The sequence below is a fragment of the Caenimonas koreensis DSM 17982 genome (assembly GCF_009646335.1).
GTDB lineage: Bacteria > Pseudomonadota > Gammaproteobacteria > Burkholderiales > Burkholderiaceae_C > Ramlibacter > Ramlibacter koreensis.
The window spans coordinates 13374-36920 of the sequence record NZ_WJBU01000001.1; the positions used below are offsets into that span (position 1 = coordinate 13374).

Sequence of the window (23547 nt, forward strand, 5' to 3'; positions counted from 1 at the left end):
GGTCCGAATTACATCGGGGTCTTCTTGCCGTCCTTGTAGGTGTACAGCGTCGTGGCCGGGTTCTTCAGCTCGCCGTTGGCTTCAAAGGCGATCGTTGCGGTCACGCCCTTGTAGTTTGTCTCAGCCAGCTTGGCGGTGTAAACCTTGGGGTCGACCGAGTTGGCCTTCTTCATGGCTTCCACGAGCACGAACGTCGCGTCGTAGGTGTACGGGCTGTACACTTGGAACTGGCCGGGGAATCTCGCATCGTACTTCTCCTTCCAGGCCGCGCCCCCGGGCATCGCGTTCAGCAGCGCGCCACCCTCTGCACAAATTACATTGTCCAGCGTCTTGACGTTGCCGGACAGCTTGGCTATTTGAGAGGTGCAGATGCCATCGCCGCCAAAGTACTTAATTTTGTCTAGTCCGAGTTGCTGCATCTGACGCAGCATCGGGCCGGCTTGAGGGTCCATACCGCCGTAGAAAATGGCGTCGGGCGCTTTGGCCTTGATTGCCGTCAAGATGACCTCAAAGTCGGTGGCCTTATCGCTCGTAACTTGTTCATCGACAATTTGAATCCCATTTGCCCGTGCCGACAGGCGGAATTGTTCGGCGACATTCTGGCCATAAGGGGTGCGGTCGTGCACAACGGCCGCTGTCCGTATTCCCAATATCTGAGCACCATACCGGCCCAAAGCGACGCCCAGCCAATCATCGTCAGCGATGATCCGAAAAGTTGTTGGAAATTTCGGCCTTGTTAACCTCGGATTGGTTGCGCTTCCAGTAATGTGAGGGATTCCGCACGATGCATACACGGGTGAGGCCTGTATCGTTGTGCCTGAGTTGAGGTGTCCGACTATGCCTGCTACACCCATTGCGCAGAAACGGCGAGCCACTGCAACGGCTGTCATCGGATCAGCCACATCGTCTAGGGAAGCAATCGTGAAATAGATTCTTTCGCCACCAATTCGCAAGTCCTGTGCGTTGAGTTCCTCGAGCGCCAGGCGCACTCCGTTCTCATTGTCCCGACCAAAGTGGCCTTGCGGACCCGACAACGGGCCAGCATGGCCGATGAGTACCTCGCGCTTCCCCGCAGTATCGAAAGGCGGTGGGGAATAGGCTGGAAGAGGAACTACGGCTTGAGTTGTTTTGGGGTAAGCCACTATGCGAACCATTGCCAGTTCCGCAGTCTCAATGACGTCGACCAATTTCTTCGGTGGTGCGTCGGACGGTTCAACCGGTCCAGGAAAGTCGGAAATGGCGCCTAACATCGCCAGCAAATAGTTTGATTTAACTGCGAAATTGACGTTTTGCGGTAGTGAGCCTGTCGCCGCAAATATGCGCGCAGCGTCGAGGGTGGCGACAACTACGCCTACAACCCTTCCATCTTCCGTAAGAAGGGGTCCGCCGGAATTGCCGGGCTGGATAGGATTGGTGATCTGGAAATTGGACGCGTTGTCACGAACACCGGACAAGCTGCTGATGATTCCATCGGTAAGCTTGAGTTCCTCGCCCTGGATTTGAGTCTGTGGAAAGCCAAGGGCGTAAACTTTTTCACCCCTGCGGATCTTGGTCGACGCCTGAATTGGTAGATATCTGGAATTTGAACGAGCGACCTTCAAGACAGCGAGATCGTTCGACCTATCAATGCGCACGACAGTCGCGGGCATCTTTTTACCTTCGTTGTCAATCGCGAAGATTTCACCTCGGTCATCGATGACATGCACATTGGTGACGATATGTCCGGATGGTGAAACAAAGAAGCCGCTGCCCGATGCGGTTTGCGCCAGTGCAACCCCACTAGACGCCGCCAGCAGCGCGAGGGATGCGCCTATCCACCGTATCAAATGCAATTTCATTTGGACAAAAAAAGAGCCACCCATAGGTGGCTCAGCTTAACTGCAAAGTCGCTTATCGAACGACTGCAATCTCGTCACGCTTGCCGCCCTTGTAGGTGTACAAAGTTAGCGCGCCGTTTTTCACGTCACCCTTTTCGTCAAAGGTGATCGTGCCCGTCACGCCCTTGTACCCTACCGTCTTGGCGAGCACCGGCAGGTACTTAGCTGGCTCAGCCGAGCCAGCTTTGACCATCGAAGCCACCATCAGGTTAACGGCGTCGTACACGTACGGTGCGTAGACTTGGACGTCTGCGCCAAAGCGCTGCTTGAAGCGGGCCTTGAAGGCTTCCATTTCCTTCTTCTGCGCACCCTCGACACCGCCTGCCTCGGCGCAGACCACTTGGCCGTCAGCCATGCCATCACCGGCAAGCTTGGGAAGCTCGGAAGAGCAAATGCCGTCGCCGCCGACGAACTTGCTAGTTACGCCCAGCGACTTCATCTGCTTGAGCATCGGGCCAGCGACGGCGTCCATGCCGCCAAAGAACACCACGTCAGGCTTCTTGCCCTTGATCGACGTGAGGATCGACATGAAGTCGGTGGACTTGTCGGTCGTGAAGTCATGCCCTAGCACCGTGCCGCCAGCAGCCTTGACTGCTTTTTCGAATTCTTCGGCGACGCCTTGACCATAAGCGGTACGGTCGTCAATCACGGATACCTGCTTGCCCTTGAGGTCCTTGACTGCATACCGGCCGAGCGTGCCGCCGAGCTGCACATCATCAGCAACTACGCGGAACGTCGTCTTAAACCCTTGACGCGTGTACTTGGGATTGGTCGCCGACGGTGAAATCTGCGGAATACCAGCCTCCGAGTAAATCTTGGATGCGGGGATCGTCGTGCCGGAATTCAGGTGGCCGACCACGCCGTTGACCTTCTGGTCGACCAGCTTCTGGGCTGCCGCGGTGCCTTGCTTCGGATCGCCCGCGTCGTCTTCAGCGATCAGCTCCAGCTTGATCTTCTTGCCGGCGATGACGACGCCTTTTTTATTGAGCTCGTCGATGGCCATGCGGGCACCGTTTTCGTTGTCCTTGCCCAAGTGCGCGATCGCACCGGAAATAGGGCCAACGTGGCCGATCTTCACGACTTGTTCTTGAGCCGCTGCAATGCCCCATGTGGCCACGAGAGCGGCCAGGACTGTCACTTTCAACTTCGCTTGCATAACTAACCTCCAGATGTTGGGAATGGGTTGAGAAATTCTTATTGGCTCAACGGGCGCGAACATATCGCAATTTCCGCACCTGAACCATAGGGGAAAGGCCGATCAGGGGAATTACCCGTAACGCTGACCTGCTTATAAACGTTGCCGCTGCTTTCGCCGCGCAATGCACATCACGCACTTTTCGATTCGACTTCCTTTCGATCAATTGAATAGCCGCGATCCGCATAGTGCTTCCACCGCTGCCGCGCTACGAGACGATCCTGCTGATCTTGCGACACAACTTCGATCAATCGCTCGAAGCGTTCGAAGCCGGCGGGCACCGTGTTCGACAGGTTGACGAGCACGTCGGCGTGCGGCGCGAGGCGCGTTGAATCCGCGATGACGATGGGTGAAGCAGTCAGCACGTTGTCAGCCGCGCCGCCGGCCACGCAGTGCGGCAGGAACGACAAGGTATCGAAACTCCACAACGCCGCGTCCAGCTCACTGAGCAACGGCTGCTGCGCAATCACCACGACGTTCGAGCCCTTCGCGTTGGCCTTGCGCAGCAGGCGGCACGTGTAGTTCAGCTTGTCGGCCGCGTTGAAATGAAACTCGACGCTGGTCATTCGCGCGCTTCCTGCAGCGACACCCGCTTACTTTGCCTTCGCCTTCGACCGGGACTTGGGTGCCGGCTTCGTGGCTGCCTTCTTCGCCGGCTTGGCCACCGGCCTGTTGGCGGCTTCGGTCAGCAGGTATTGCACGAGCAGGCCCACGGGCCGGCCGGTAGCGCCCTTGGCCGCGCCGCTCTTCCAGGCCGTGCCTGCCACATCCAGGTGCGCCCACGGAAACTTCGCCGCAAAGCGTTGCAGGAACTTGGCTGCGGTGATCGCGCCGCCTGCGCGGCCCCCCACGTTGGCCACATCGGCGAAGTTGGACTTCAGCCCGTCTGCATATTCGTCGTCAAGCGGCATGCGCCAGCACAGGTCGAGCGCTGCTTCGCCGGCTGCGCTCAGCGCGCTGGCCAGTGCGTCATCACTGGAGAAAAGGCCGCTGCGCACGCCGCCCAGTGCAACCACACAGGCGCCCGTCAATGTCGCGATATCGACAACGGCGGAAGGCTTGAACCGCTCGGCATAGGTCAGCGCGTCGCACAGGATCAGCCGGCCCTCTGCGTCGGTGTTCAGGATTTCGATGGTCTGGCCCGACAGGCTGGTGACGATGTCGCCCGGCTTCACCGCCTTGCCATCAGGCATGTTCTCGCAAGTGGGGATCAGGCCCACGACATTGATCGCAGGCTGGATATCGCCCAGCGCGCGGAAGGTGCCGAGCACGCTCGCCGCACCGCCCATGTCGAATTTCATTTCGTCCATTTCGGCAGACGGCTTGATCGAGATACCGCCGCTGTCGAAAGTGATGCCCTTGCCGACCAGCACAATCGGCGCGTCGCCCGCAGCGCCGCCCTGGTGCTGCAAGACGATGAAGCGAGCCGGCTGCTCCGAGCCTTGCGCCACCGACAGGAATGAGCCCATGCCGATCCTGGCAATTTCCTTCGGGCCCATCACTTCGCACTGGAAGCCATGCGCCTTCGCCAGGCCCTTGGCCTCTTCACCCAGGCGCGTCGGTGTTGCGATGTTCGGCGGCAGGTTGGCGATTTCACGTGCGAACTCAATGCCGCTGGCCACACCCTTGGCCGCAGCAAATGCCGCCTTGAAACGCTGAGAATCTTCCACGGCGACGTGCACGCGCTGCAGCTCACGGCCTTCCGGCTTGGACTTGGTCGTCACGTAGACGTAGCTGGCTTCGGCCGTGCCGACCACGGCAGCCCTCACCGCGTCTTCGGCGCTGCCCGCCGGCAGGCAGATCAGCAGGCGCTTGGCACCCGAGCTGCGCAACGACGCCACGGCAGCCGCCACCGCAGCATGGACCTTCTTGCCTGAGCCGTCGCCCGCACCGGCCAGAACGACGCGGGGAGCAGCAATGCCCGCGCTGCGATAGGCTTGCAACAACTTGCCCGCTTTCGCCTCCAGGTGTTTTGCCTTCAGCGCTTCGCCGGCGAGCAGCGACAAGGGGTCTTTGCCGGCCTTGAAAGTGCTGGTGACCAGCATCACGATGGCATCGCACTTCTCACGGGCGGCGTCGGCCAGGTTCAGAGTATTGAGTTCGAAGTCCATAATTCGCTGGTTTGATCCAGTAGTCATTAGAAGAATCGCGCTGATGTTATTCCATTCCACCCTGCGCAAGGAACTGGCCCGCACTTTCGGCGCGACGCTGATCGTGCTGGTGACCATCGTGATGACGATGACGCTCATTCGCACGCTCAGCCAGGCCACGCGTGGCAGCGTCAACCCGCAGGAGGTGTTGATGGTGATGGGCTACACCGTGCTGGGTTACCTGCCGCCCATCCTCACGCTGTCGCTGTTCATTGCCATTGTCGGCACGCTCTCGCGCATGTACCGCGACAGCGAAATGGTCATCTGGTTTTCGGCGGGCCGCGGCCTTTCCTCCTTCCTGAGCCCGCTGCTGCGCTTCGCGTGGCCCGTGCTGCTGGTCGTGGGGTTGCTGGCGCTGGTCGTCTGGCCGTGGGCCAACTCGCAGACGCAGGAACTCAAGGACCGCTATGGCAAGCGCGGCGACCTCGAGCGCGTCGCGCCCGGGCAGTTCCAGGAGTCCGCCAGCGGCAAGCGCGTGTTCTTCCTGGACAAGGACAGCCCCGACAACAAGTCAGGCAAGAACATCTTCATCTCCACCAATGAGCGCGGCAAGGAAACGGTGACGTCAGCGCGCAGCGGCCGGATCGTCACGATCGGCGACGACCAGTTCCTGTTGCTGGCCAACGGGCAACGGCTTGAAAGCTCCAGCAACGCGCAGCTGAAGGTCAGCGAGTTCGAGGAATACCTCAACCGCATCAGCCAGAACGACGTTGCCGCAGTCGGCACGCTGCCCGCCAAGACCCGCTCGACCTTCGCGCTGGTGATGGACCCCACGAACCTGCACCTGGGCGAGCTGGCCTGGCGGCTGGGTCTGGCGCTGGCCGCCTTCAATTTCATCGTGATTGCCATCACGGTGTCGAGTGTCAACCCGCGCGCGGGCCGCAGCGGCCACCTGGTGTTCGCGCTCTTCGCCTTCGTCATTTACTACAACCTGCTGAACATGGGACAAAGCTGGATCACCTCCGGGCGCGCATCGTTCAGCGCGTTCATGTTCGGCCTGCACGGCACAGTGGCTGTCGTGGGCCTGTTCTGGCTGGCCAAGCAACACAACGGCTGGTCGATGCGTGACCTGATCGGGCGCCGCCGTGCGAGCGCCGCATGAGGACGATCCGCAGGCTGATTTACCGCGAAGTGCTGCTGTCCGTGCTGTTCGTCACGGCGGGCTTCCTGGCCCTGTTCTTCTTCTTCGATTTTGTCGATGAGCTTGGCAGCGTGAGCCGCGGCTCGTCGAGCTACCAGCTCACGCAGGCGCTGGTGTATGTGTCGCTCATGATCCCGAGCCACCTGTACGAGCTTTTGCCGATCGCGGTGCTGATCGGCACGATCTTCGTCATGGCGCGGCTCGCGCAAAGCTCTGAATACACCATCTTGCGCACGAGCGGCCTGGGGCCGTGGCGCGCAATGCGCACGCTGCTGCTGCTTGGCCTGCTGTTCACCATGCTCACGTTTGCAGCGGGCGACTACCTCGCGCCGATTGCCGATCGAACGGCGCAGCTGCTCAAGGCGCGGCTCGAAGGGCGTATCAGCATCGGCCAGACGGGCGCGTGGCTGAAGGAGCGGCAGCCCTTCAACACCTACAACGTCAACGTCAATTCGCTCACGCCCGAGGGCGACATGCAGAACGTGCGGATCTTCGAGGCCAACGCCCGGGGCTTTCTGGTGTCGGTCACGCGGGCGACCAAGGCGCACTTCTCGGAAGGCGCGTGGATTCTTGAAGATGTCGAGCGCAGTGAATTCAGCATGCCGGGCACCGATCACGCCAAAGTTGACCGGTCCAAGCTGGAACGCCTGCGCTGGCCGACCGAAATCTCGCCCGAGATGGTGTCGGTGGCGCTGCTGCAGCCCGACAAGATGAGCACGATCGATCTCTTCCAGTACATCCGCCACCTGGAGCAGAACTCGCAGACGTCGCAGCGCTACGAGATCGAGTTCTGGCGCAAGGTGTTCTATCCGCTCAGCTGCATGGTGATGGTGGTGCTGGCCCTGCCCTTTGCGTACCTGCACTTTCGCTCGGGCGGCATTGCGGCGTATGTGTTTGGCGGCGTGCTGATCGGCATCAGCTTCTTCCTGCTGAACAACGTGTTCGGCTATATCGGCAACCTGCGCAACTGGTGGCCGTGGCTCACGTCCGCAGCGCCGGGGATGATCTACACGGCGATGTCACTCTTTGCCTTCGGCTTCCTGGTGCTCAGGCGATGACGCGCGCTGTCGTGCTCTTTGGCCACGGTTCGCGCGACCCGCAGTGGCGCGAAGCGATGGATGCGGTGGCCGCTCGCGTCGCCGCCCTCGATGCGGCGTTGCTCGTACGGTGCGCATTCCTGGAAATGATGCAGCCTGACTTGCCGGCATGCCTGCGCGATCTCGATCAGGCTGGCGCGACGCATGTCAGCGTGTTGCCGCTCTTCCTGGGCACGGGGCGACATGCGCGGCACGACCTGCCTGTGCTCGTCGATGAAGCACGCGTTTCTCATCCACACATCGAAATCAGGCTGCTGCCGTCGGCGGGCGAGCACGCAGCAGTGCTGGACTTGTTGGCGCGTGTGGCGATTGGCAGCTCAGTCTGATTGATCGGGCGCGGGAGCGTGCAGCAATGCGACGCTGACGATTTCGCGTTGTGGCTCGTGCGCCAAGACGGGCGGCGTCAAATGGACTTCGATCGCATCCAGGTCGTCCATGATCGTGGCCGGATTGACAACGCCGCGCTGGATTGCGGCGACTTCGCCCCAGCAGCTATCGCTGAGTATGTTTGCGCGATTTGGCGAGTGGCGAATGCCGGGTTGCTGCACCAGTCGCAGGCACTGTTGAACTTCCTGCGGCGTGGGGTTGGCTGCCAGGCAGTCTTGCACGCAATTGATCCCGCCCTCTGCGTCTCCAGCTGCGAACAACGCCTCTGCCTTGCGCACCGCCCACAAGGCGTCGGAGTCACCGCCCTTCATCAGCAAGAACTCGCCGTCGCGCGCGGCCTCATCGCTGCGCCGTGAATCCACCATGGCGCGAATCTGGTGCCGAGCGGACGCGGGAGCTGACTCTGCAGCTCGCAACGCTTCTTCTTCGTTGCCCAGCATGAAATGGGCCTTCGCAACCAGCGCCGCCGCATCGGGCGCAATGTCAACGCCCCGCGCGAGTTGCTCTGCCGAAACGATTTTGACCAGTTCGAGAGCCTGTTGCGGCTTGTTGGCTGCCAGCAAATACTCCGCGTTCCGAAGGTACTGCGCAGCCTGCGGGATGGCGTTCAGATGGGACATGGCGAGCTCGCTCCACGCCATGGCCTCATCAAATCGGCCAATCGCCACCAGGCTCTCCACAATCTGCTCGACGTTCAGCCGAACTGTGGCTTCTGTCTCTGCCGACAGCGGACCGCAGGCGTGCCCGTTCAGGCGGAACGCCTGCGCAACCGCCGAAGCGCGTGCCCCATATGGGCGCATGAAAATCCCATGCTCTTCACGCCGGCGCTCAAGCGCCTTCTGGGTCTTGCGGAGCTTCTTCTGCGCAGCCGCGCGCTCTGTATCGCCCGCAGCAGCGAGCTCATTCTTGGCAGCAAACACGGCTCGCACCACGGGGTTGATCTGCGAAGGCTCAACCAAACTTTGCAGGTCATTTGTGGCCACCTGAAGGGCCAACATTTCCTCAGAGTCCAGATACTGCGCGGTACCCACCAGCAGGGACGTCTGCAACATCGTCATCCCCGCTTTGGGCAGGTAGCTTGTGCCCCTGCTTTCCGGGCCCGGCCCGCAACGGCGCGCAAGCGGCGGTTGCACGCGCATCGCGGGAAGGCCACCCGCACCGGCCGCAGACGTGCTGGCGGCCTGCTGCGCTGCGATCGTCGCGCCACCTGCTCTTGGCTCGAGTGGCTGCGGTTGTGACACACGCCTGCCGTTGTCAGCAGCAGGCTCGCCGCCAGAAGCGGGGCCAGAGACAGAAGTGCGCTTGACGTCCATACGAAAACTCCTTGGTGGGTGGCAAGAGCTTCGTAACATCCCGTCAGAACAAGTTCATTCCATCAGCCGACTGACAAGTTCCGGGCAGACCGGATAGGGCCCGTGTGGCTCCACAGCGGGCAACTCCAGCGCGGCCGTTCGCGCAGCATGGCGAGTGACTCGATCGGTCGGGTCCGTCCAGCCCAACGCGCTCGCCACGTCACCCCAGATCAGATGCTCGTCAATGTCGCTGCGGGCTGGCGACACGACGACGCTCGGGCGGCGGGCAAGCGCAAGCACGGCTTTCGCGAAAGGCGGGTCGTCCCGCGCAAATCTATCGGCAAATTGGCCCAGGTCGTCTAGTGCATCAGTCCAGACGCCCACATCAAGCAGGACTTGCGCGCGCCGCAGATTCACGTCTGCGTCAGTGACGCACATGCCTTCCATGAGCTGCAACGCCTCGGCCATTGCCGCGCGATTGCGCTGCTTGCCAAAGACGACCGAGCGACAGTAGGCGCGCTCGAGTGGCGGTGCATGTTCGGCAGACAAGAGGGCCTCGTCCAGCAGGCCCGCCTGGATTTGCGCGTGAGCAAGTGCAGCATGAAACTGCGCCCGGGCCTCGTCGTCAGACGTGCCAACCCAGCGGCCAGGCTCGGCGATCAGGCGCGACATCAACGCAATCGCCCGGTCGGCAGAGCCATCGCGCATCCATATCTGCGCGACGGCCACGTAGTCTTCAGCCACAGGCCCGTTGCCGTAAGCAATGCGCCATTCGCTGACGCGCACTGCATCGCGGAAGCGCCCGGCCTGCTCCAGCAATTCAATTGCCGTGTCGAACATCCCCCGAGGCAGTGGCGCACAGGCATGCCCGGCCGCACGCAGGGCAATCGTCCTGTTGCACGCTTGCTCGATGTTGTGCCTGATCTTGTCCCAGAGCGTGGTCACATGCTGGCGTGCGCGCTTGAAGCGCAGCCAGTCGGCTTTCACTTCTACATAGAAGTCTCGGGCGTCCTTGATCTGCGCGTCGGCCTGCCGATCTTCTGCAGCCAGCGCCGAACGCGCTGCCATGAGCTGGTTGAGATGTGCTCGTGCTTGCAGTGCCCGCTTGAGAAATGGGTTCGATGCCCGGTCAATGTGCGCGCGCATGACAACCGGGTCTTCCATGAGGACGGCCTGCACCTCACGGTCCATGTACGAAAGATCGCCATGCTCTGCAAGTTCACGCAACAGGTCGTTGCCAGGCATGGGGATGGGCTTTGCCACATTGCCAGCCCTGCCCAGGCGCTCGGTTTGGTTGTGCAATCGCGGCGAATCAAGTCGCATGGAACTCTTCCTCTTTCCCTAAGAACTGCCAACTAATAACCATAAAGCATCACTAATTGATTCTAAGGTACCTAGAGACGACGAAAAAAAGCTCGGCCATAATGAACCGAGTTCTTATGAGAAATTCGGTATGAACCTTCATCAATTCCGGTTTGTGCAGGAAGCCGTCCGGCGAAACCTCAACCTCACCGAAGCAGCCAAAGCGCTGCACACCTCGCAGCCGGGCGTGTCCAAAGCCATCATTGAGCTGGAAGAAGAGCTGGGCGTCGAAATCTTTGCGCGGCACGGCAAGCGCCTCAAGCGCGTCACCGAGCCGGGCCAACATGTGCTCAAGAGCATCGAGCTGATCATGCGTGAGGTGGGCAACCTCAAGCGCATCGGCGAGCAGTTCAGCGCGGAAGACAGCGGCACGCTGTCGATTGCAACCACGCACACGCAAGCGCGCTATGTGCTGCCGGTGCCCGTAGCCAAGCTGCGCGAGGCGTACCCCAAAGTCAACGTCAGCTTGCACCAGGGCTCGCCCGACCAGGTGGCGCGCATGGTGCTCGATGAAATTGCGGAGATCGGCATCGCCACCGAGTCGCTGTCTGACTACCCGGACCTCGTCACCCTGCCCTGCTACGAATGGCAGCACGTGCTGGTGCTGCCCAAGGACCACGCGCTCGCCAGGAAAGACCGCATCACGCTGGAAGACCTGGCCGCTGAGCCGATCATCACGTATCACCCTTCGTTCACGGGTCGCACCCGCATTGACGCAGCGTTTGCGCAGCGCAAGCTCCAGCCGCGCATGGCCCTCGAAGCCATCGACTCGGACGTGATCAAGACGTACGTGCGGCTCGGCCTGGGCATCGGCATCGTTGCCGAGATGGCCGTGCGCGACGACGGCAGCAACAGCGATCTCGCAGTGCGGCCCCTGGGCGCGCTGTTCGGCCAGAACATCGCGCGCGTTGCATTCAAGCGCAGCGCCTACCTGCGCAACTTCGTCTATAAATTTGCCGAGCTGCTGTCAGACCGGCTCGACCGCAACCTCATCGCCAAACACATGAGCGGCCACGCGAACGACTATGAGCTCTGATTCCGTTATTGAAAGAACGCCGAAGCTTCAAACGAAGCTGCCCGCAGTCGGTACCACGATCTTCACCGTCATGTCGGCGCTTGCCGCTGAAAAAGGCGCGGTGAATCTCGGCCAGGGCTTTCCGGATTTCGATTGCGATCCGCGCCTGGTCAACGCCGTGACGGACGCAATGCAGCACGGCTTGAACCAATACCCGCCGATGACTGGCGTGCCCACGCTGCGCGCAGCAGTGGCTGCGAAGATCGAAGCGATGTACGGCCGCACGTACGACCCCGCCACCGAAATCACGATCACTGCTGGCGCGACACAGGCCATCATCACCATCATCCTCGCCGTGGTTCGCCCGGGCGACGAAGTGATCGTGCTCGAGCCCTGCTACGACAGCTATGTGCCCAACATCGAACTGGCCGGCGGCACAGTCGTTCGCGTGCCGCTCACACCAGGCACGTTCCGCCCCGATTTCGACAAGATCGCTGGCGCACTCACGCCCAGGACGCGCGCCATTCTCGTGAACAGCCCGCACAACCCGAGCGCCACGGTGTGGACGCGTGAAGACATGCTCAAGCTTCAGGAGCTGCTCGCGCCGACCGAGACGCTCGTGATCAGCGACGAGGTGTACGAACACATGGTGTTCGACGCGAAGGACCACCAGAGCGTGGCGCGCTTTCCCGGCCTGGCGGCGCGCTCGTTCATCGTGTCGAGCTTCGGCAAGACATACCACGTCACGGGCTGGAAGGTGGGCTACGTCGCGGCGCCCGAGTCGTTGACAACGGAGTTCCGCAAGGTCCACCAGTTCAATGTCTTCACCGTCAACACGCCGGTGCAGCACGGCCTGGCGGCCTACATGGCCGACCCGCAGCCCTACCTGCAGTTGCCGGCGTTCTACCAGCGCAAGCGCGACCTGTTCCGCGAAGGCCTCAAGCGCACGAAGTTCAAGCTGCTGCCCAGCGAAGGCTCTTACTTCCAGTGCGTCGATATCTCCGCCGTGAGCGACCTGCCCGAGGCTGACTTCTGCAAATGGCTCACCAGTGAAGTGGGCGTCGCGGCGATACCGCTGTCGGCGTTTTACGAGAGCGGGTTCGACCAGCGCGTGGTGCGCTTTTGTTTCGCCAAGAAGGACGAGACGCTGAACACGGCGCTCGATCGCCTGGCCAGGCTTTAAGCGCAGGACGCTTCAAGCAGGACAGCGGCTCACACGCCGCGCAGGCAGCGGACTACCGCACCCGTAGGCGGAGTCCGGCTTGTGCTTGGCTCAGCGGGTGCAACGATGGGTTCGTCAACAACGAAAGAAACCCATGTCCATATCCCTCATCCTCCTGATCGTCCTGATTCTTCTGCTCGTCGGCGCACTGCCGTCGTGGGGCCACAGCAAAAACTGGGGTTATGGCCCGTCGGGCGGCCTGGGCCTGGTCGTGCTGATCCTGCTCATCCTGCTGCTGATGGGCAAGATCTGAGTTGGATGCCGCCTGCGCAGTCAGCTCGTGAGCTGACTCCACAGGCGGTCCAGCCGCTTCACGCTCACGGGCTGGGGCGTGCGAAGCTCCTGCGCAAAAAAGCTCACCCGCAGCTCTTCCAGCAGCCAGCGGAACTCCTGCATGCGGTCATCCACCGCGCCTTTGCGCTCGGCCACCAGCCGCCAGTAGCGCTGCTCCTGCGGTTTCAATTCAGCCAGTCGTGCCGCATCGCGCGCCGGGTCGGCACGCAGTTTGTCCAGACGCAAAGTGATGGCGCGCAGGTAGCGCGAGAAGTGCTGCAGCTGCGGCCACGGCGTGACCGCCAGGAACCGCTTGGGCACCAGCCGCTGCAATTGCTGCGTGGCATCTGCCGTGGCGTCGGGCTGCCCCTTCGTGTCCTTGATCTTGCGAGTCGCATTGGCGAACTCGACGAGGATCGTCGCAGCCAGCCGCGCCACCTCATTGGCGATGAGCGTCAGCCTGCCGCGGCCTTCTTCAATCCGCTTCTTGAAGTCCTGCTCGTTCGACGGCAACGGGTCGAGCAGGAAAGCGCGGTCGAGCGCGACTTCGATGATCTGCGCGCGCAACTCGTCGTGCGTGCCCAAAGGCATGTAGGCGACGGCCATGCGCTGCAGGTCAGGGATGTTCTTTTCCAGGTACTTCAGCGCATCGCGCAGTTGCAGCGCGAACAGGCGCCGCAGCCCTGCCCTGTGCTTCGACGCGGCAACTTCCGGTTCGTCGAAGACCTCGATCACGACGGCGTCACCCTTGTCGATCAATGCGGGAAAGCCGATCAGGCTGGTGCCGCCCTTGCGCACTTCCATCAGCTCCGGCAGTTCGCCGAATGTCCAGGCGGTGTAGGTCTGATCGATGGGAACCTGTCTTGCTCCTTCCCCCTTTGGGGGAAGGTCCGGGGTCCCCGCGAAGCTTTGCTTCGTGGGGTGGAAGTGGGGATGGGGGCTGGCACCCTTCAGACGCGCGTCATCCTCATCCGCCGCCGTGCCCCCACCCCGCCCTCCTTCAGAGGGGGAGGGCGCAATGCGCATGCCGGCCAGTGCCTGGAATGCACCACGCGCTTGCGCGCCCCAGTCTGCCTTCAACGCGCCAAGATTGCGCCCCATGCCCAGCTGCCGGCCATGTTCATCCACCACGCGCAGATTCATGAACAGGTGCGCGGGCAACATGTCGAGCTTGAAGTCGGCGCGCTTCACGTCGAGGCTGGTTTGCGCACGCACGAGCTTGAGCAGCGCGTCGGTCAACGAGCCGTTTGCCCATTCGCCGGGTTGCGCAAGCTGCGCCGCGATGCGCGTGGCCGACTCCGGCAACGGCACAAATCGCGAGCGGGGCCGCTGCGGCAGGCTCTTGAGCAGCGCCTGCACCTTGTCTTTCAGCATGCCCGGCACGAGCCACTCGCAGCGGTCATCGCTCACCTGGTTCAGCACGAAAAGCGGCACCGTCACCGTGATGCCGTCGCGCGCGTCGCCCGGCTCGTGCAAGTAGGTGGCTGCGCAATCAACGCCGCCCAGCCGGATCGTCCTGGGGAACGCATCGGTGGTGATGCCTGCGGCTTCATGGCGCATCAGCTCGTCGCGCGTCAGGCGCAGCAGCTGCGGGTTGGCGCGGGCTGCGTCGCGATACCAGCCCTCGAACGTGGCGCCGCCCGTCACGTCGCGCGGGATCAGCTTGTCGTAGTACGCGTAAATCAGTTCCTCATCGACGAGCACGTCCTGCCGGCGCGCCTTGTGCTCCATCTCCTCGACCTGCCGAACGAGCTTCTGGTTGGCGGCCAGAAACGGCAGGCGTGTTTCCCATTGGCCGGCAACCAGCCCTTCGCGAATGAAAATGTCGCGCGCGCCTTGCGCATCGACACGCGCGAACGACGTACGCCTGCCGCTGTAGATCACCAGGCCGTAGAGCGTGGCGCGCTCCAGCGCCATCACCTCGGCGGCCTTCTTTTCCCAGTGCGGATCGAGCAGTTGCTTCTTGAGCAAGTGCCCCGCGACCTGTTCGATCCAGGCGGGCTCGATGTTGGCAATGCCGCGCCCGAACAAGCGCGTGGTTTCGACCAGCTCCGCTGCGACGATCCATCGGCCGGGCCGCTTCTTCAAGTGCGCGCCGGGATGCCTGTAAAACTTGATGCCGCGCGCGCCGAGGTACACGTCTTCTTCGTCGGGCTTGTAGCCGATGTTGCCCAGCAGGCCGGCCAGCATCGCCTTGTGCAGCTCTTCGTAGCTTGCAGGCGTGGTGTTCAGCTTCCACTTGTGTTCGGCCACCACCGTGTGCAGCTGCGTGTGGATGTCGCGCCATTCGCGCACGCGGCGGATGTTGATGAAGTTCTGGCGCAGCAGCTGCTCGTACTGCCGGTTCGAAAGCTTATGTTCCTTATTGTGGCCACCACGCGCATCATGAATCCACTGCCACAGCTTGAGGTAGCCCGAGAACTCGCTCTTCTCATCATCGAATTTCGCGTGCTGCTGGTCGGCCTGCGTCTGCATGTCCATGGGCCTGTCGCGCACGTCCTGCACCGACAGCGCAGAGGCTATGACCAGCACTTCATCGAGCGCGCCGCGCTCACGCGCTTCCAGGATCATCCGGCCGACACGCGGATCAAGCGGCAGCCGCGCGAGCTCGGCGCCCATGCGCGTGAGCTCGTTCGCGTCGTCCACGGCGCCGAGTTCATTGAGCAGCTGGTAGCCATCGGCAATTGCACGTGACGATGGCTTTTCGATAAACGGAAAGTCATCGACAGCGCCCAGCCGCAGGGACTTCATTCGCAAGATCACGCCTGCGAGCGACGAGCGGAGGATTTCCGGATCGGTGAAGCGCGGCCGGCCCGCAAAGTCTTTCTCGTCGTACAGGCGTATGCAGATGCCGTCCGCAACCCGCCCGCACCGCCCTGCCCGCTGGTTGGCCGCGGCCTGGCTGACCGGCTCCACCATCAGTTGCTCGACCTTGCTGCGAAAGCTGTAGCGCTTGACGCGGGCCGTGCCGGTGTCGATCACGTAGCGGATGCCCGGCACGGTGAGCGATGTTTCGGCCACGTTGGTCGCCAGCACAATGCGCCGGCCCGAGTGCGCGTCGAAGATGCGGTCTTGCTCGGCTTGCGACAGGCGCGCAAAGAGCGGCAGCACTTCAGCGTTGCGCGTAAGCGGCTTGTGCGAGAGATGGCCGCGCAGGTGGTCAGCCGCCTCGCGGATCTCGCGCTCGCCCGGCAGGAACACCAGGATGTCGCCCGCCGCCGTACCCGTCCACAGTTCATCCACGGCATCGGCGATCGCCTCGTTCATGCCGAAATCGCGCGTCTCCTCGAACGGGCGCCAGCGCTGCTCGACCGGGAACATGCGGCCCGACACGTAGATCACCGGCGCCGGGCCTTTTGCCGATGCAAAGTGCTGCGCAAAACGATCGGCATCGATCGTGGCGGATGTCACCACCACCTTCAAGTCAGGCCGGCGCGGCAGGATCTCGCGCAGGTAACCCAGCAGGAAGTCGATGTTCAGGCTGCGCTCGTGCGCCTCGTCGATGATGATCGTGTCGTAGGCCTTGAGCAGCGGATCGGTCTGCGTTTCAGCCAGCAGGATGCCGTCCGTCATGAGCTTGACGGACGCATCGCGCGAGAGCCGATCCTGGAAGCGCACCTTGAAGCCCACCACTTCACCCAGCGGCGTCTTCAGCTCTTCGGCAATGCGCTTGGCAACGCTGGACGCGGCGATTCGCCTGGGCTGTGTGTGGCCAATCAGGCGCCCTTGCCCGGGCGCCTTGCCAAGCTTGCCGCGGCCCATCGCGAGCGCGATCTTGGGCAGCTGCGTGGTTTTGCCGGAGCCTGTTTCGCCGCAGACGATGACGACCTGGTTGGCCTCGATCGCGGCAGTGATCTCTTCGCGCTTGCCAGAAACTGGCAATGACTCGGGAAAGGTGATGCTGGCAGTAGACAAGGAAGAGGCGACGGGCGGCGCAGTCAAAGCGCTCGATTATCGGCGCGATGCTCAGGGCGCAGTGAAACCCGGCACCTCGACCACTGCGCCCGTTCCCGGTTCCTGCTTTGCGACGCGGCTCGGGTACGTCCACGCGGTGCGCGCCATGTCGCGAGCCGTGGTGATGGCCTGCGACGGCCGCTGGCCGGGCTGGGCCGCGACCACGCCGACACCCACTTGTGCCTCCCAATAAGCACGGCCCGCCTCAAGGTCCGCTGGCGCAGCGCTCGTGCTCAAGGTGACGGGGCGGCCCAGCCGCTCGGCCACAGTTGCCGCCAGCTCGGCCAGCACATCCTCGTTGCGAAAGCCGCGCACCAGCAGCAGAAAGCCGTCGTCGCCCAGCCGGCCCGTTTCGACTTGGCCCGGAACACAGCGGCGCAGCCGGTTGCCGCAGACGAACAGCGCGTGGTTGACTGCCGCGCGGCCGTGCAGCTGCTCGAGCATGTAGAAGTTGCCGATGGCCACCGCAATCACGCCGACGGGCCGCGTGTCCCCTTTTGCATGCCCGAAGAACGCAAGCCCGACCATCTGGCCCGTCTCGGAATGCGAACGCATGCGGGTGATGGGGTCGTAGCTGGGGCCGTGCGTGACGACCTGGCGCAACTCGATCAGGTACGAATAGCGGATCCAGAGCGCCGTCGCCATGACCGACACGTAGAACATGCCCGACACGGCACTGACCGCATGGACCCACAGGGGCGCGGCAGGCGGGTTGCGCGCAATCACGCTGAGCCCGGCGATGGCCAGGATCATGAAAGAGACGCCGGTGACGGCCCACCAGGCAAGCCGGTCACCACGCTCGGCGCTGCGAATGCAGACATACAGCATCGCGAAAGCCATCGAGATCGTGATGGCAGAACCCAGTGCGAGCGCCTGGTCGGTTGTGAGGAGCCATTCAATGCCAATGACGGTCAGCGTCGCCGCGCCGATGGACATGCGAACGAGCCGTCCGCGCCGCGGGTTGCGCAGCACGCCCAGCATGGCAAGCACCATCGAAGCCAGCACGGCAGCGCTCGCCACTGAAATCTGTGAGAGCCAGCGCAAGCGCGTGGGCTGCTCGCCCAACGGAATCCAATCAAGGTAAGCGGCGAAATAGATCGCCGAGATCAGCGCGAAGAGCGCCGCCGAAACAGCCACGCGCTGCAGCGAGCGCGCGAACGCGGCAATCGAGCCTGCCAGCAACAGGCCGACCGTGCCGAAATAGGCGCCCCAGAAACCGACCGCCATCGCGTCCATATCGCCCGGATCATCACACACTTGTCCCGTACACTTTGCGCAACTTTTGCTTGCCCGCTGCGATGTCTACCGTCTTCAACTTCACGTTCGTGCCCTGGTTCCGCTCGGTGGCGCCCTACATCCACATGCACCGCGGCAAGACGTTCGTGGTGGGCATGGCGGGCGAGGCCATTGCCGCGGGCAAGCTCGCGCATATTGCGCAAGACCTGGCGCTGATCCAGAGCATGGGCGTGAAGGTGGTTCTGGTGCACGGGTTTCGCCCGCAAGTCAACGAGCAGCTCCTGGCCAAGGGCCACGCCGCGAAGTACTCGCACGGCATCCGTATCACTGACGAAGTGGCGCTCGATTCCGCGCAGGAGGCTGCGGGCCAGCTGCGCTACGAGATCGAGGCTGCGTTCAGCCAGGGCCTGCCCAACACGCCCATGGCCGGCTCCACTGTGCGCGTGATCTCTGGCAACTTCATTACCGCCCGGCCCGTGGGTGTGATGGACGGCGTGGACTTCAAGCATTCGGGCCTTGTGCGCAAGGTGGACGTCGCAGGCATCAAGCACACGCTGGATTTCGGCGCGATGGTGCTGCTGTCGCCCTTCGGGTTTTCGCCGACGGGTGAGGCGTTCAATCTCACGATGGAAGAAGTCGCGACCAGCGTCGCGATCGCCATGCAGGCCGACAAGCTGGTCTTCCTCACGGAAATTCCGGGCGTTCGTATCAAGCCGCTCGAGCCCGAGGCGGAAGACAACCCTATCGACACCGAACTGCCGCTCGCAGCCGCCGAACAGTTGCTCGCCAACCTGCCGCCTGCGCAGTCCCCGACGGATACGGCGTTCTACCTCCAGCATTGCGTAAAGGCTTGCAAGGCGGGTGTCGAGCGCAGCCACATCATCCCGTTTGCCACCGACGGCTCGCTGCTGCTCGAGGTGTACGTGCACGACGGCATCGGCACCATGGTGATCGACGAGAAGCTCGAAGAACTGCGCGAAGCCATGCCCGATGACGTCGGCGGCATCCTTCAGCTGATCGAGCCGTTCGAGCGCGATGGCACGCTCGTCAAGCGCGACCGCACGGAGATCGAGCGCGACGTTGCCAACTACACCATCATCGAACACGACGGCGTGATCTTCGCTTGCGCGGCGCTCTACCCTTACCCCGAAGCCAAGACCGGCGAGATGGCAGCGCTGACGGTGTCGCCCCTGAGCCAGGGCCAGGGCGACGGCGAGAAGGTGCTCAAGCGCATTGAGCAGCGCGCTCGCGCCATGGGGCTGGAAAGCATCTTCGTGCTCACGACCCGCACGATGCACTGGTTCCTCAAGCGCGGGTTCGTGCAGGTGGACCCCGAGTGGCTGCCTGAAGCGCGCAAGCGCAAGTACAACTGGGACCGGCGCAGCATGGTGTTCGTCAAGCGCCTGAAATAGGCGCGCGGAATGGGGTTGAAATAGTTGATCGCTGACAGCGTCTCCTTAAAAAATGTGCAGATCGCTGTAACAACTGATATGCACTGAAAACTTTCGGTGCTAAATTGCTGGCGTTACAAATCGACACCCAGGAGAAAAAGTAAATGCGCGTAATTTTCTCAAGTGACGAATTCAACGTCAGCGACGGCGATTTCGTCTTCGGCGACTCGGACGGCACACCCGAATTCGTTTTTTCCGGCGGCGACGATGTCTTCTACGGCGAAGACGGCCCTTATCAATATGGCGCAGTGGGCGATGCATACGCCCTCGACAGGACGGACCGCGGCGGCAACGACACGTTCTATGGCGGCGACTTTGCCGGCAGCTTCAGCGATGGGCCGGCTCCAAACGTCACAGCGCTCGTCCCGATCTTCAACGTGCGCGGTGCAGTGACATTCATTGGCGATGCCATTTTCATGACCGACGGCTCGACCGGCGGTCGCGACTACGCGCAAGGCGGTGTCAACAGCAACAATTTGTTCATTGGTGACGCCAGCGATGCAGATGGCCTGGCGCGTGGCGGCAACGACACACTGATGGGCGGGGACGCAGGCTGGTCTGAACCCCGCGGCAGAGGCCTGACGGCAGCCACACGCCAGAGCGACTCAACCGCTTTCAATGTCCTCATCGGAGACTTCGCCGAGGCAGGCGGTCGCGGCCCCACCACCCGTGAAGTCATTTTTGAACTGCCGTCACCCAAGGGCGGACAGGACAGCATCGTCGGCGGTGACGCGTGGGCATACAACAGTGACGCCGGCGTCTCGAATGTCCTGATCGGCGACGCCTACGCACTTGGCGCACTGGCCAAGGCTGGCGACGACACGGTGCGCGGTGGCACTGCCACGGCGTCGGACGCAACGGCTAGCGCCTACAACATCATCGTGGGCGACGCGTTCTTCATGACAGACGGCTCGAGGGGCGGGCGCGATGCGCTGTATGGCGGCAATGTCGTGGTCACCAGCGACAGCGGCGACGGCTACGCCATCAACCTGATGAGCGGCGACAACATCACGATGGACGACGGCGCGCGTGGCGGTGCCGACTTCATGGTAGGTGGCAGCGCGCGAAGCGTCGTGACCGATGGCAAGGAAATTGCCGCGGCGATCAACTTGATGGCCGGCGACACGTTCTCGGTGCGAGGCAGCGACGTTGACTTTGGCCGGGACACCATGGTGGGCGGCAGCGGAACCGGAGACGGCTACGCAATCAACGTGATGTTTGGCGACATCGGCGCGTCGGACGCGGGTGGCCTGCCATTCCCGTTCCCGTTCTTTGGGCAAAACGGGGCTATAAGCCTTGCCGGGCTTGACGGCTCGACCTCACGGGGCTCTTACAACCCTGACTTCCATTTCGCCGCAGACAAGCTGACAGGCGGCAACGGCAATGCGATGAACTACCTCGTGGGCGACGCTGAATTCATCAGCAGCGACTCGACGGGCGGTGACGACACGCTCTTTGCCGGCGACGGCTACTCGTCCACCATGTACGGCGACTCGCTGGGCCTGGCTGGCAAAGGCGGCAATGACAAGCTCTACAGCGGCAAGGGCAACGACGACATGTGGGGCGATGCCCAGAAGATGGGGGAGAGTGCCGATGGCGGGGCCGACCGCTTCTACTTCGGCGTCAAGAATGGCGACGACACGATCCATGACTTCCGCGTGGGCGACAAGGACAAGATCGACCTCTCGGCATTCAGCGGCCTGAGTCCGGACTTCAAGAACTTTGCATCACTGAAGGCGTCCGGCCGGCTCGAACAGGTCAGCGACGGCGTGGTGCTTCACCTGGACCTGGCCGACAAGGCATCGGACCACAACACGGTGCTGATTGTGGGTGTCGATCTCGACGAACTCGTCAAGGCGTCGTTCGCTTTTGGTTGACAATCAAAACTGAGTCCGAAGCGCCGGCTCGCCCGGCGCTTTTTTTTGCCTTTCTTTTGGGTCACTACCAAGTTACGAGCCCATCACGCGCATGAACCTGATCGACGCCATTCGCCACCACACCAAGGTCCGCCCCTTCGACATGGCCGTGATTCACCCGAACGGCGCAGTGAACTACCAGCAGCTCGCGTCGGTCGTGGCAAAGGTCGCGGCCCGGCTGCGCCAAAAGGGCGTGGCGCCGGATACCACCATGGCGATCTACGTGAGCGATCCGTTCACGCACCTCACCCTCATCCTCGCCGCAATGCTCAATGGGACGCGCTCGATCTCGTCGCACCCCAACTTTGACCCTTTGCCCGACACCTTGCAGGTCGACCACTGGCTGGTGGACCGCCCTCTTCCCTTTACGCCGCAAGGCGGGGTGGTGACACAGATCGGCCCGAACTGGACCGCCGAGGCGGGCAATGACGCGCGAGCCCCGCTCGAGGGCACCGGCTTTGCCGATGCCGACGTCATCTGCCGCCTGTTCACCTCTTCGGGCACGACGGGCGTGCCGAAAGTCATCGGCCACAGCACCAGGACACTCGAAACATCAGTGCTGCGCCAGCTGTCCATGGAACCGGCGAGCCGCGGCCCGAACCTCTCGATGATGTGGATGTCGACCATCGGTGGTTTTGGCACGGTGCAGACCACGCTCTGGCACGGCACGGCGCTGGTCATGGCGACAGGGGTGCAACAGACGCTGCGCTACACCGGCCTCTACAGGGTGGCCAACTTGCGCGCGTCACCACAGCAGTTGCAGGGGCTCGTTTCGCTGGTGGCGGGGCGTATCGTGCGCTTCCCTAACCTGGAGCGCATCGAAGTGGGTGGCTCTTCGATTCCGACAGCGGTGATGATCAGCGCGCGCGCCACGCTGTGCCCGAACGTGGTGGGCGTCTATGGATCGACCGAGACGGCACTGGTCGCGCAAGCGCCGGGCGCCGTGCTGCATTCGGTGCCCGACGCAGCGGGCTTTGTGGTGCCGGGCGCGCAGGCACGTATCGTGGACGACGAGGGCCAGCCGCTTGGATTCGATGTGGAAGGCCACGTGCAGACCCGCTCGCCTTATATGGCCTGCGAATACATCGGTGACCCACAAGGCACGGCGCGCGCTTTCAAGGATGGCTGGTTCGTGCCGGGTGACCTGGGCGTCCTGCGCGCCGACGGCCTGTTGCGCATCACCGGGCGCGCCGACGAAATGATCAACGCCGGTGGCGTCAAGCTCAGCCCGTCCGTCGTGGATGAATTCCTGCTGACGATCGCGGGCGTGCGCGACGCTGCTGCCTTTGCGCACCGGCGGCCCGGCAAGGCCGATGAAGTGTGGGCCGCTGTGGTGGTGAGCGAAGAATTCGACGAGCGGGCGGCGCTGGAGCACGCGCGGCTCAAACTCAACTCACGCGCGCCGCTGCGGCTGATTCAGCTCGAAGAGATCCCGCGCAATGCCATGGGCAAGGTCATGCGGCAAGAGTTGGCGAAGACCGCCGTGCCTGCCGCGCGATGATGAAGGCGGCCACAAGCGCGAAGAAGCAAAACGCCAGGAACGACCAGTTGGCGATCGAGCCGCCCAGGAAGGTCCAGTCAATCTTGGTGCAATCGCCGCTGCCGCGAAAGATCATCGGCACCACCCGCTGCAGCGGGAAGTGCTCAATCATTCCGTAGAAGTCACGCCCGCACGAGGCGATTTCGGGCGGGTTCCACTGCAGCCAGCTCTGGCGAGCGGCAACAAAGGCGCCGAACCCGGCAACGACGAGCATCAAGCCGCTGCCAGTGACAACGCTGCGCCGGCCCTTGAACAACGCCGTCACCACGGCAATCACGGCCACAAAAATCAGTGCGTAGCGCTGCACGATGCACATGGGGCACGGCTCCAGCCCCACGACGTGCTGCAGATACAGGCCAAACCCCAGCATGGCGACACATGCTGCCGCTACCAGCGCCAGAACGCGGCGCGGCGCGTTGTCAAACCAGTCGAAAACCAA

The 23547-nt window shown here is 62.7% G+C and carries 18 protein-coding genes and 1 pseudogene; 9 read left to right on the top strand and 10 right to left on the bottom strand.

The window, feature by feature from the left end; translation table 11 throughout:
- Nucleotides 1–8: 8 nt before the first annotated feature.
- The 5 genes and pseudogenes from GHT07_RS21355 to GHT07_RS00060 form a co-directional block, all read right to left on the bottom strand.
- Nucleotides 9–1154 carry a branched-chain amino acid ABC transporter substrate-binding protein gene (locus GHT07_RS21355; protein WP_407646584.1) on the bottom strand — a complete coding sequence of 382 codons (1146 nt, stop codon included), beginning with the start codon at nt 1152–1154 and terminating at the stop codon, nt 9–11.
- A gap of 192 nt (nt 1155–1346) precedes the next feature.
- Nucleotides 1347–1862, bottom strand: a pseudogene (locus GHT07_RS21360) (S1C family serine protease); the annotation flags it as partial.
- Between the two features lie 28 nt (nt 1863–1890).
- The gene (locus GHT07_RS00050; protein WP_153583015.1) at nt 1891–3033 is read right to left on the bottom strand and encodes a branched-chain amino acid ABC transporter substrate-binding protein; all 1143 of its coding nucleotides are present in this window, start codon (nt 3031–3033) and stop codon (nt 1891–1893) included.
- A 170-nt stretch (nt 3034–3203) separates the two neighbouring features.
- Nucleotides 3204–3638 (bottom strand): DNA polymerase III subunit chi, encoded by a 435-nt coding sequence (locus tag GHT07_RS00055; RefSeq protein ID WP_153583016.1) that lies wholly within the window; start codon nt 3636–3638, stop codon nt 3204–3206.
- Nucleotides 3639–3665: 27 nt separating this feature from the next.
- A complete protein-coding gene (locus GHT07_RS00060; RefSeq protein WP_153583017.1) occupies nt 3666–5183 on the bottom strand; it encodes a leucyl aminopeptidase in 1518 nt (505 codons plus the stop codon).
- Between the two features lie 43 nt (nt 5184–5226).
- Here GHT07_RS00060 and lptF point away from each other — a divergent pair, with 43 nt between their 5' ends.
- The 3 genes from lptF to GHT07_RS00075 are packed head-to-tail and all read left to right on the top strand — an operon-like array spanning nt 5227 to nt 7786.
- The gene (lptF, locus tag GHT07_RS00065; RefSeq protein WP_153583018.1) at nt 5227–6324 is read left to right on the top strand and encodes an LPS export ABC transporter permease LptF; all 1098 of its coding nucleotides are present in this window, start codon (nt 5227–5229) and stop codon (nt 6322–6324) included.
- On the top strand, nt 6321–7421 hold the full coding sequence (lptG, locus tag GHT07_RS00070; protein WP_153583019.1) for an LPS export ABC transporter permease LptG: 1101 nt from the start codon (nt 6321–6323) through the stop codon (nt 7419–7421). Before lptF ends, lptG begins: the two co-directional genes overlap by 4 nt.
- Nucleotides 7418–7786: a sirohydrochlorin chelatase gene (locus tag GHT07_RS00075; RefSeq protein ID WP_153583020.1), complete on the top strand. Its 369-nt coding sequence runs from the start codon at nt 7418–7420 to the stop codon at nt 7784–7786. Before lptG ends, GHT07_RS00075 begins: the two co-directional genes overlap by 4 nt.
- Here the strand turns inward: GHT07_RS00075 and GHT07_RS00080 are convergent.
- Nucleotides 7778–9160 carry a hypothetical protein gene (locus GHT07_RS00080; RefSeq protein ID WP_153583021.1) on the bottom strand — a complete coding sequence of 461 codons (1383 nt, stop codon included), beginning with the start codon at nt 9158–9160 and terminating at the stop codon, nt 7778–7780. The genes GHT07_RS00075 and GHT07_RS00080 overlap by 9 nt on opposite strands.
- A gap of 54 nt (nt 9161–9214) precedes the next feature.
- Nucleotides 9215–10462, bottom strand: coding sequence for a tetratricopeptide repeat protein (locus GHT07_RS00085; RefSeq protein ID WP_153583022.1), 1248 nt, complete (start codon nt 10460–10462; stop codon nt 9215–9217).
- A gap of 130 nt (nt 10463–10592) precedes the next feature.
- Between GHT07_RS00085 and GHT07_RS00090 the strand changes: the two genes are divergently transcribed.
- From GHT07_RS00090 to GHT07_RS00100, 3 genes are all read left to right on the top strand, one after another.
- Complete coding sequence (locus GHT07_RS00090; protein ID WP_153583023.1) at nt 10593–11537, top strand: CysB family HTH-type transcriptional regulator; 945 nt, start codon at nt 10593–10595, stop codon at nt 11535–11537.
- Complete coding sequence (locus GHT07_RS00095; RefSeq protein ID WP_153583024.1) at nt 11527–12699, top strand: pyridoxal phosphate-dependent aminotransferase; 1173 nt, start codon at nt 11527–11529, stop codon at nt 12697–12699. Before GHT07_RS00090 ends, GHT07_RS00095 begins: the two co-directional genes overlap by 11 nt.
- 133 nt (nt 12700–12832) lie before the next feature.
- Nucleotides 12833–12991 carry a DUF3309 family protein gene (locus GHT07_RS00100; RefSeq protein ID WP_153583025.1) on the top strand — a complete coding sequence of 53 codons (159 nt, stop codon included), beginning with the start codon at nt 12833–12835 and terminating at the stop codon, nt 12989–12991.
- Nucleotides 12992–13011: 20 nt separating this feature from the next.
- Here GHT07_RS00100 and hrpA read toward each other — a convergent pair whose 3' ends face one another.
- The gene (gene hrpA, locus GHT07_RS00105) at nt 13012–16953 is read right to left on the bottom strand and encodes an ATP-dependent RNA helicase HrpA (RefSeq protein WP_228488105.1); all 3942 of its coding nucleotides are present in this window, start codon (nt 16951–16953) and stop codon (nt 13012–13014) included.
- A gap of 24 nt (nt 16954–16977) precedes the next feature.
- Entirely contained in the window at nt 16978–18201 is a 1224-nt protein-coding gene (locus GHT07_RS00110; RefSeq protein WP_153583026.1) for a diguanylate cyclase domain-containing protein, read from the bottom strand.
- Between the two features lie 62 nt (nt 18202–18263).
- On the opposite strand from GHT07_RS00110, the gene argA reads away from it, so the two are divergent.
- From argA to GHT07_RS00125, 3 genes are all read left to right on the top strand, one after another.
- Nucleotides 18264–19613, top strand: a complete 1350-nt coding sequence (argA, locus tag GHT07_RS00115; protein WP_153583027.1) for an amino-acid N-acetyltransferase — start codon at nt 18264–18266, stop codon at nt 19611–19613.
- 143 nt (nt 19614–19756) lie between these two features.
- Nucleotides 19757–21529, top strand: coding sequence for a calcium-binding protein (locus GHT07_RS00120; protein ID WP_153583028.1), 1773 nt, complete (start codon nt 19757–19759; stop codon nt 21527–21529).
- Nucleotides 21530–21620: 91 nt separating this feature from the next.
- On the top strand, nt 21621–23069 hold the full coding sequence (locus GHT07_RS00125; protein ID WP_153583029.1) for a class I adenylate-forming enzyme family protein: 1449 nt from the start codon (nt 21621–21623) through the stop codon (nt 23067–23069).
- Here the strand turns inward: GHT07_RS00125 and GHT07_RS00130 are convergent.
- A complete protein-coding gene (locus GHT07_RS00130; RefSeq protein ID WP_153583358.1) occupies nt 23023–23547 on the bottom strand; it encodes a disulfide bond formation protein B in 525 nt (174 codons plus the stop codon). The two genes, GHT07_RS00125 and GHT07_RS00130, sit on opposite strands and share 47 nt — an antisense overlap.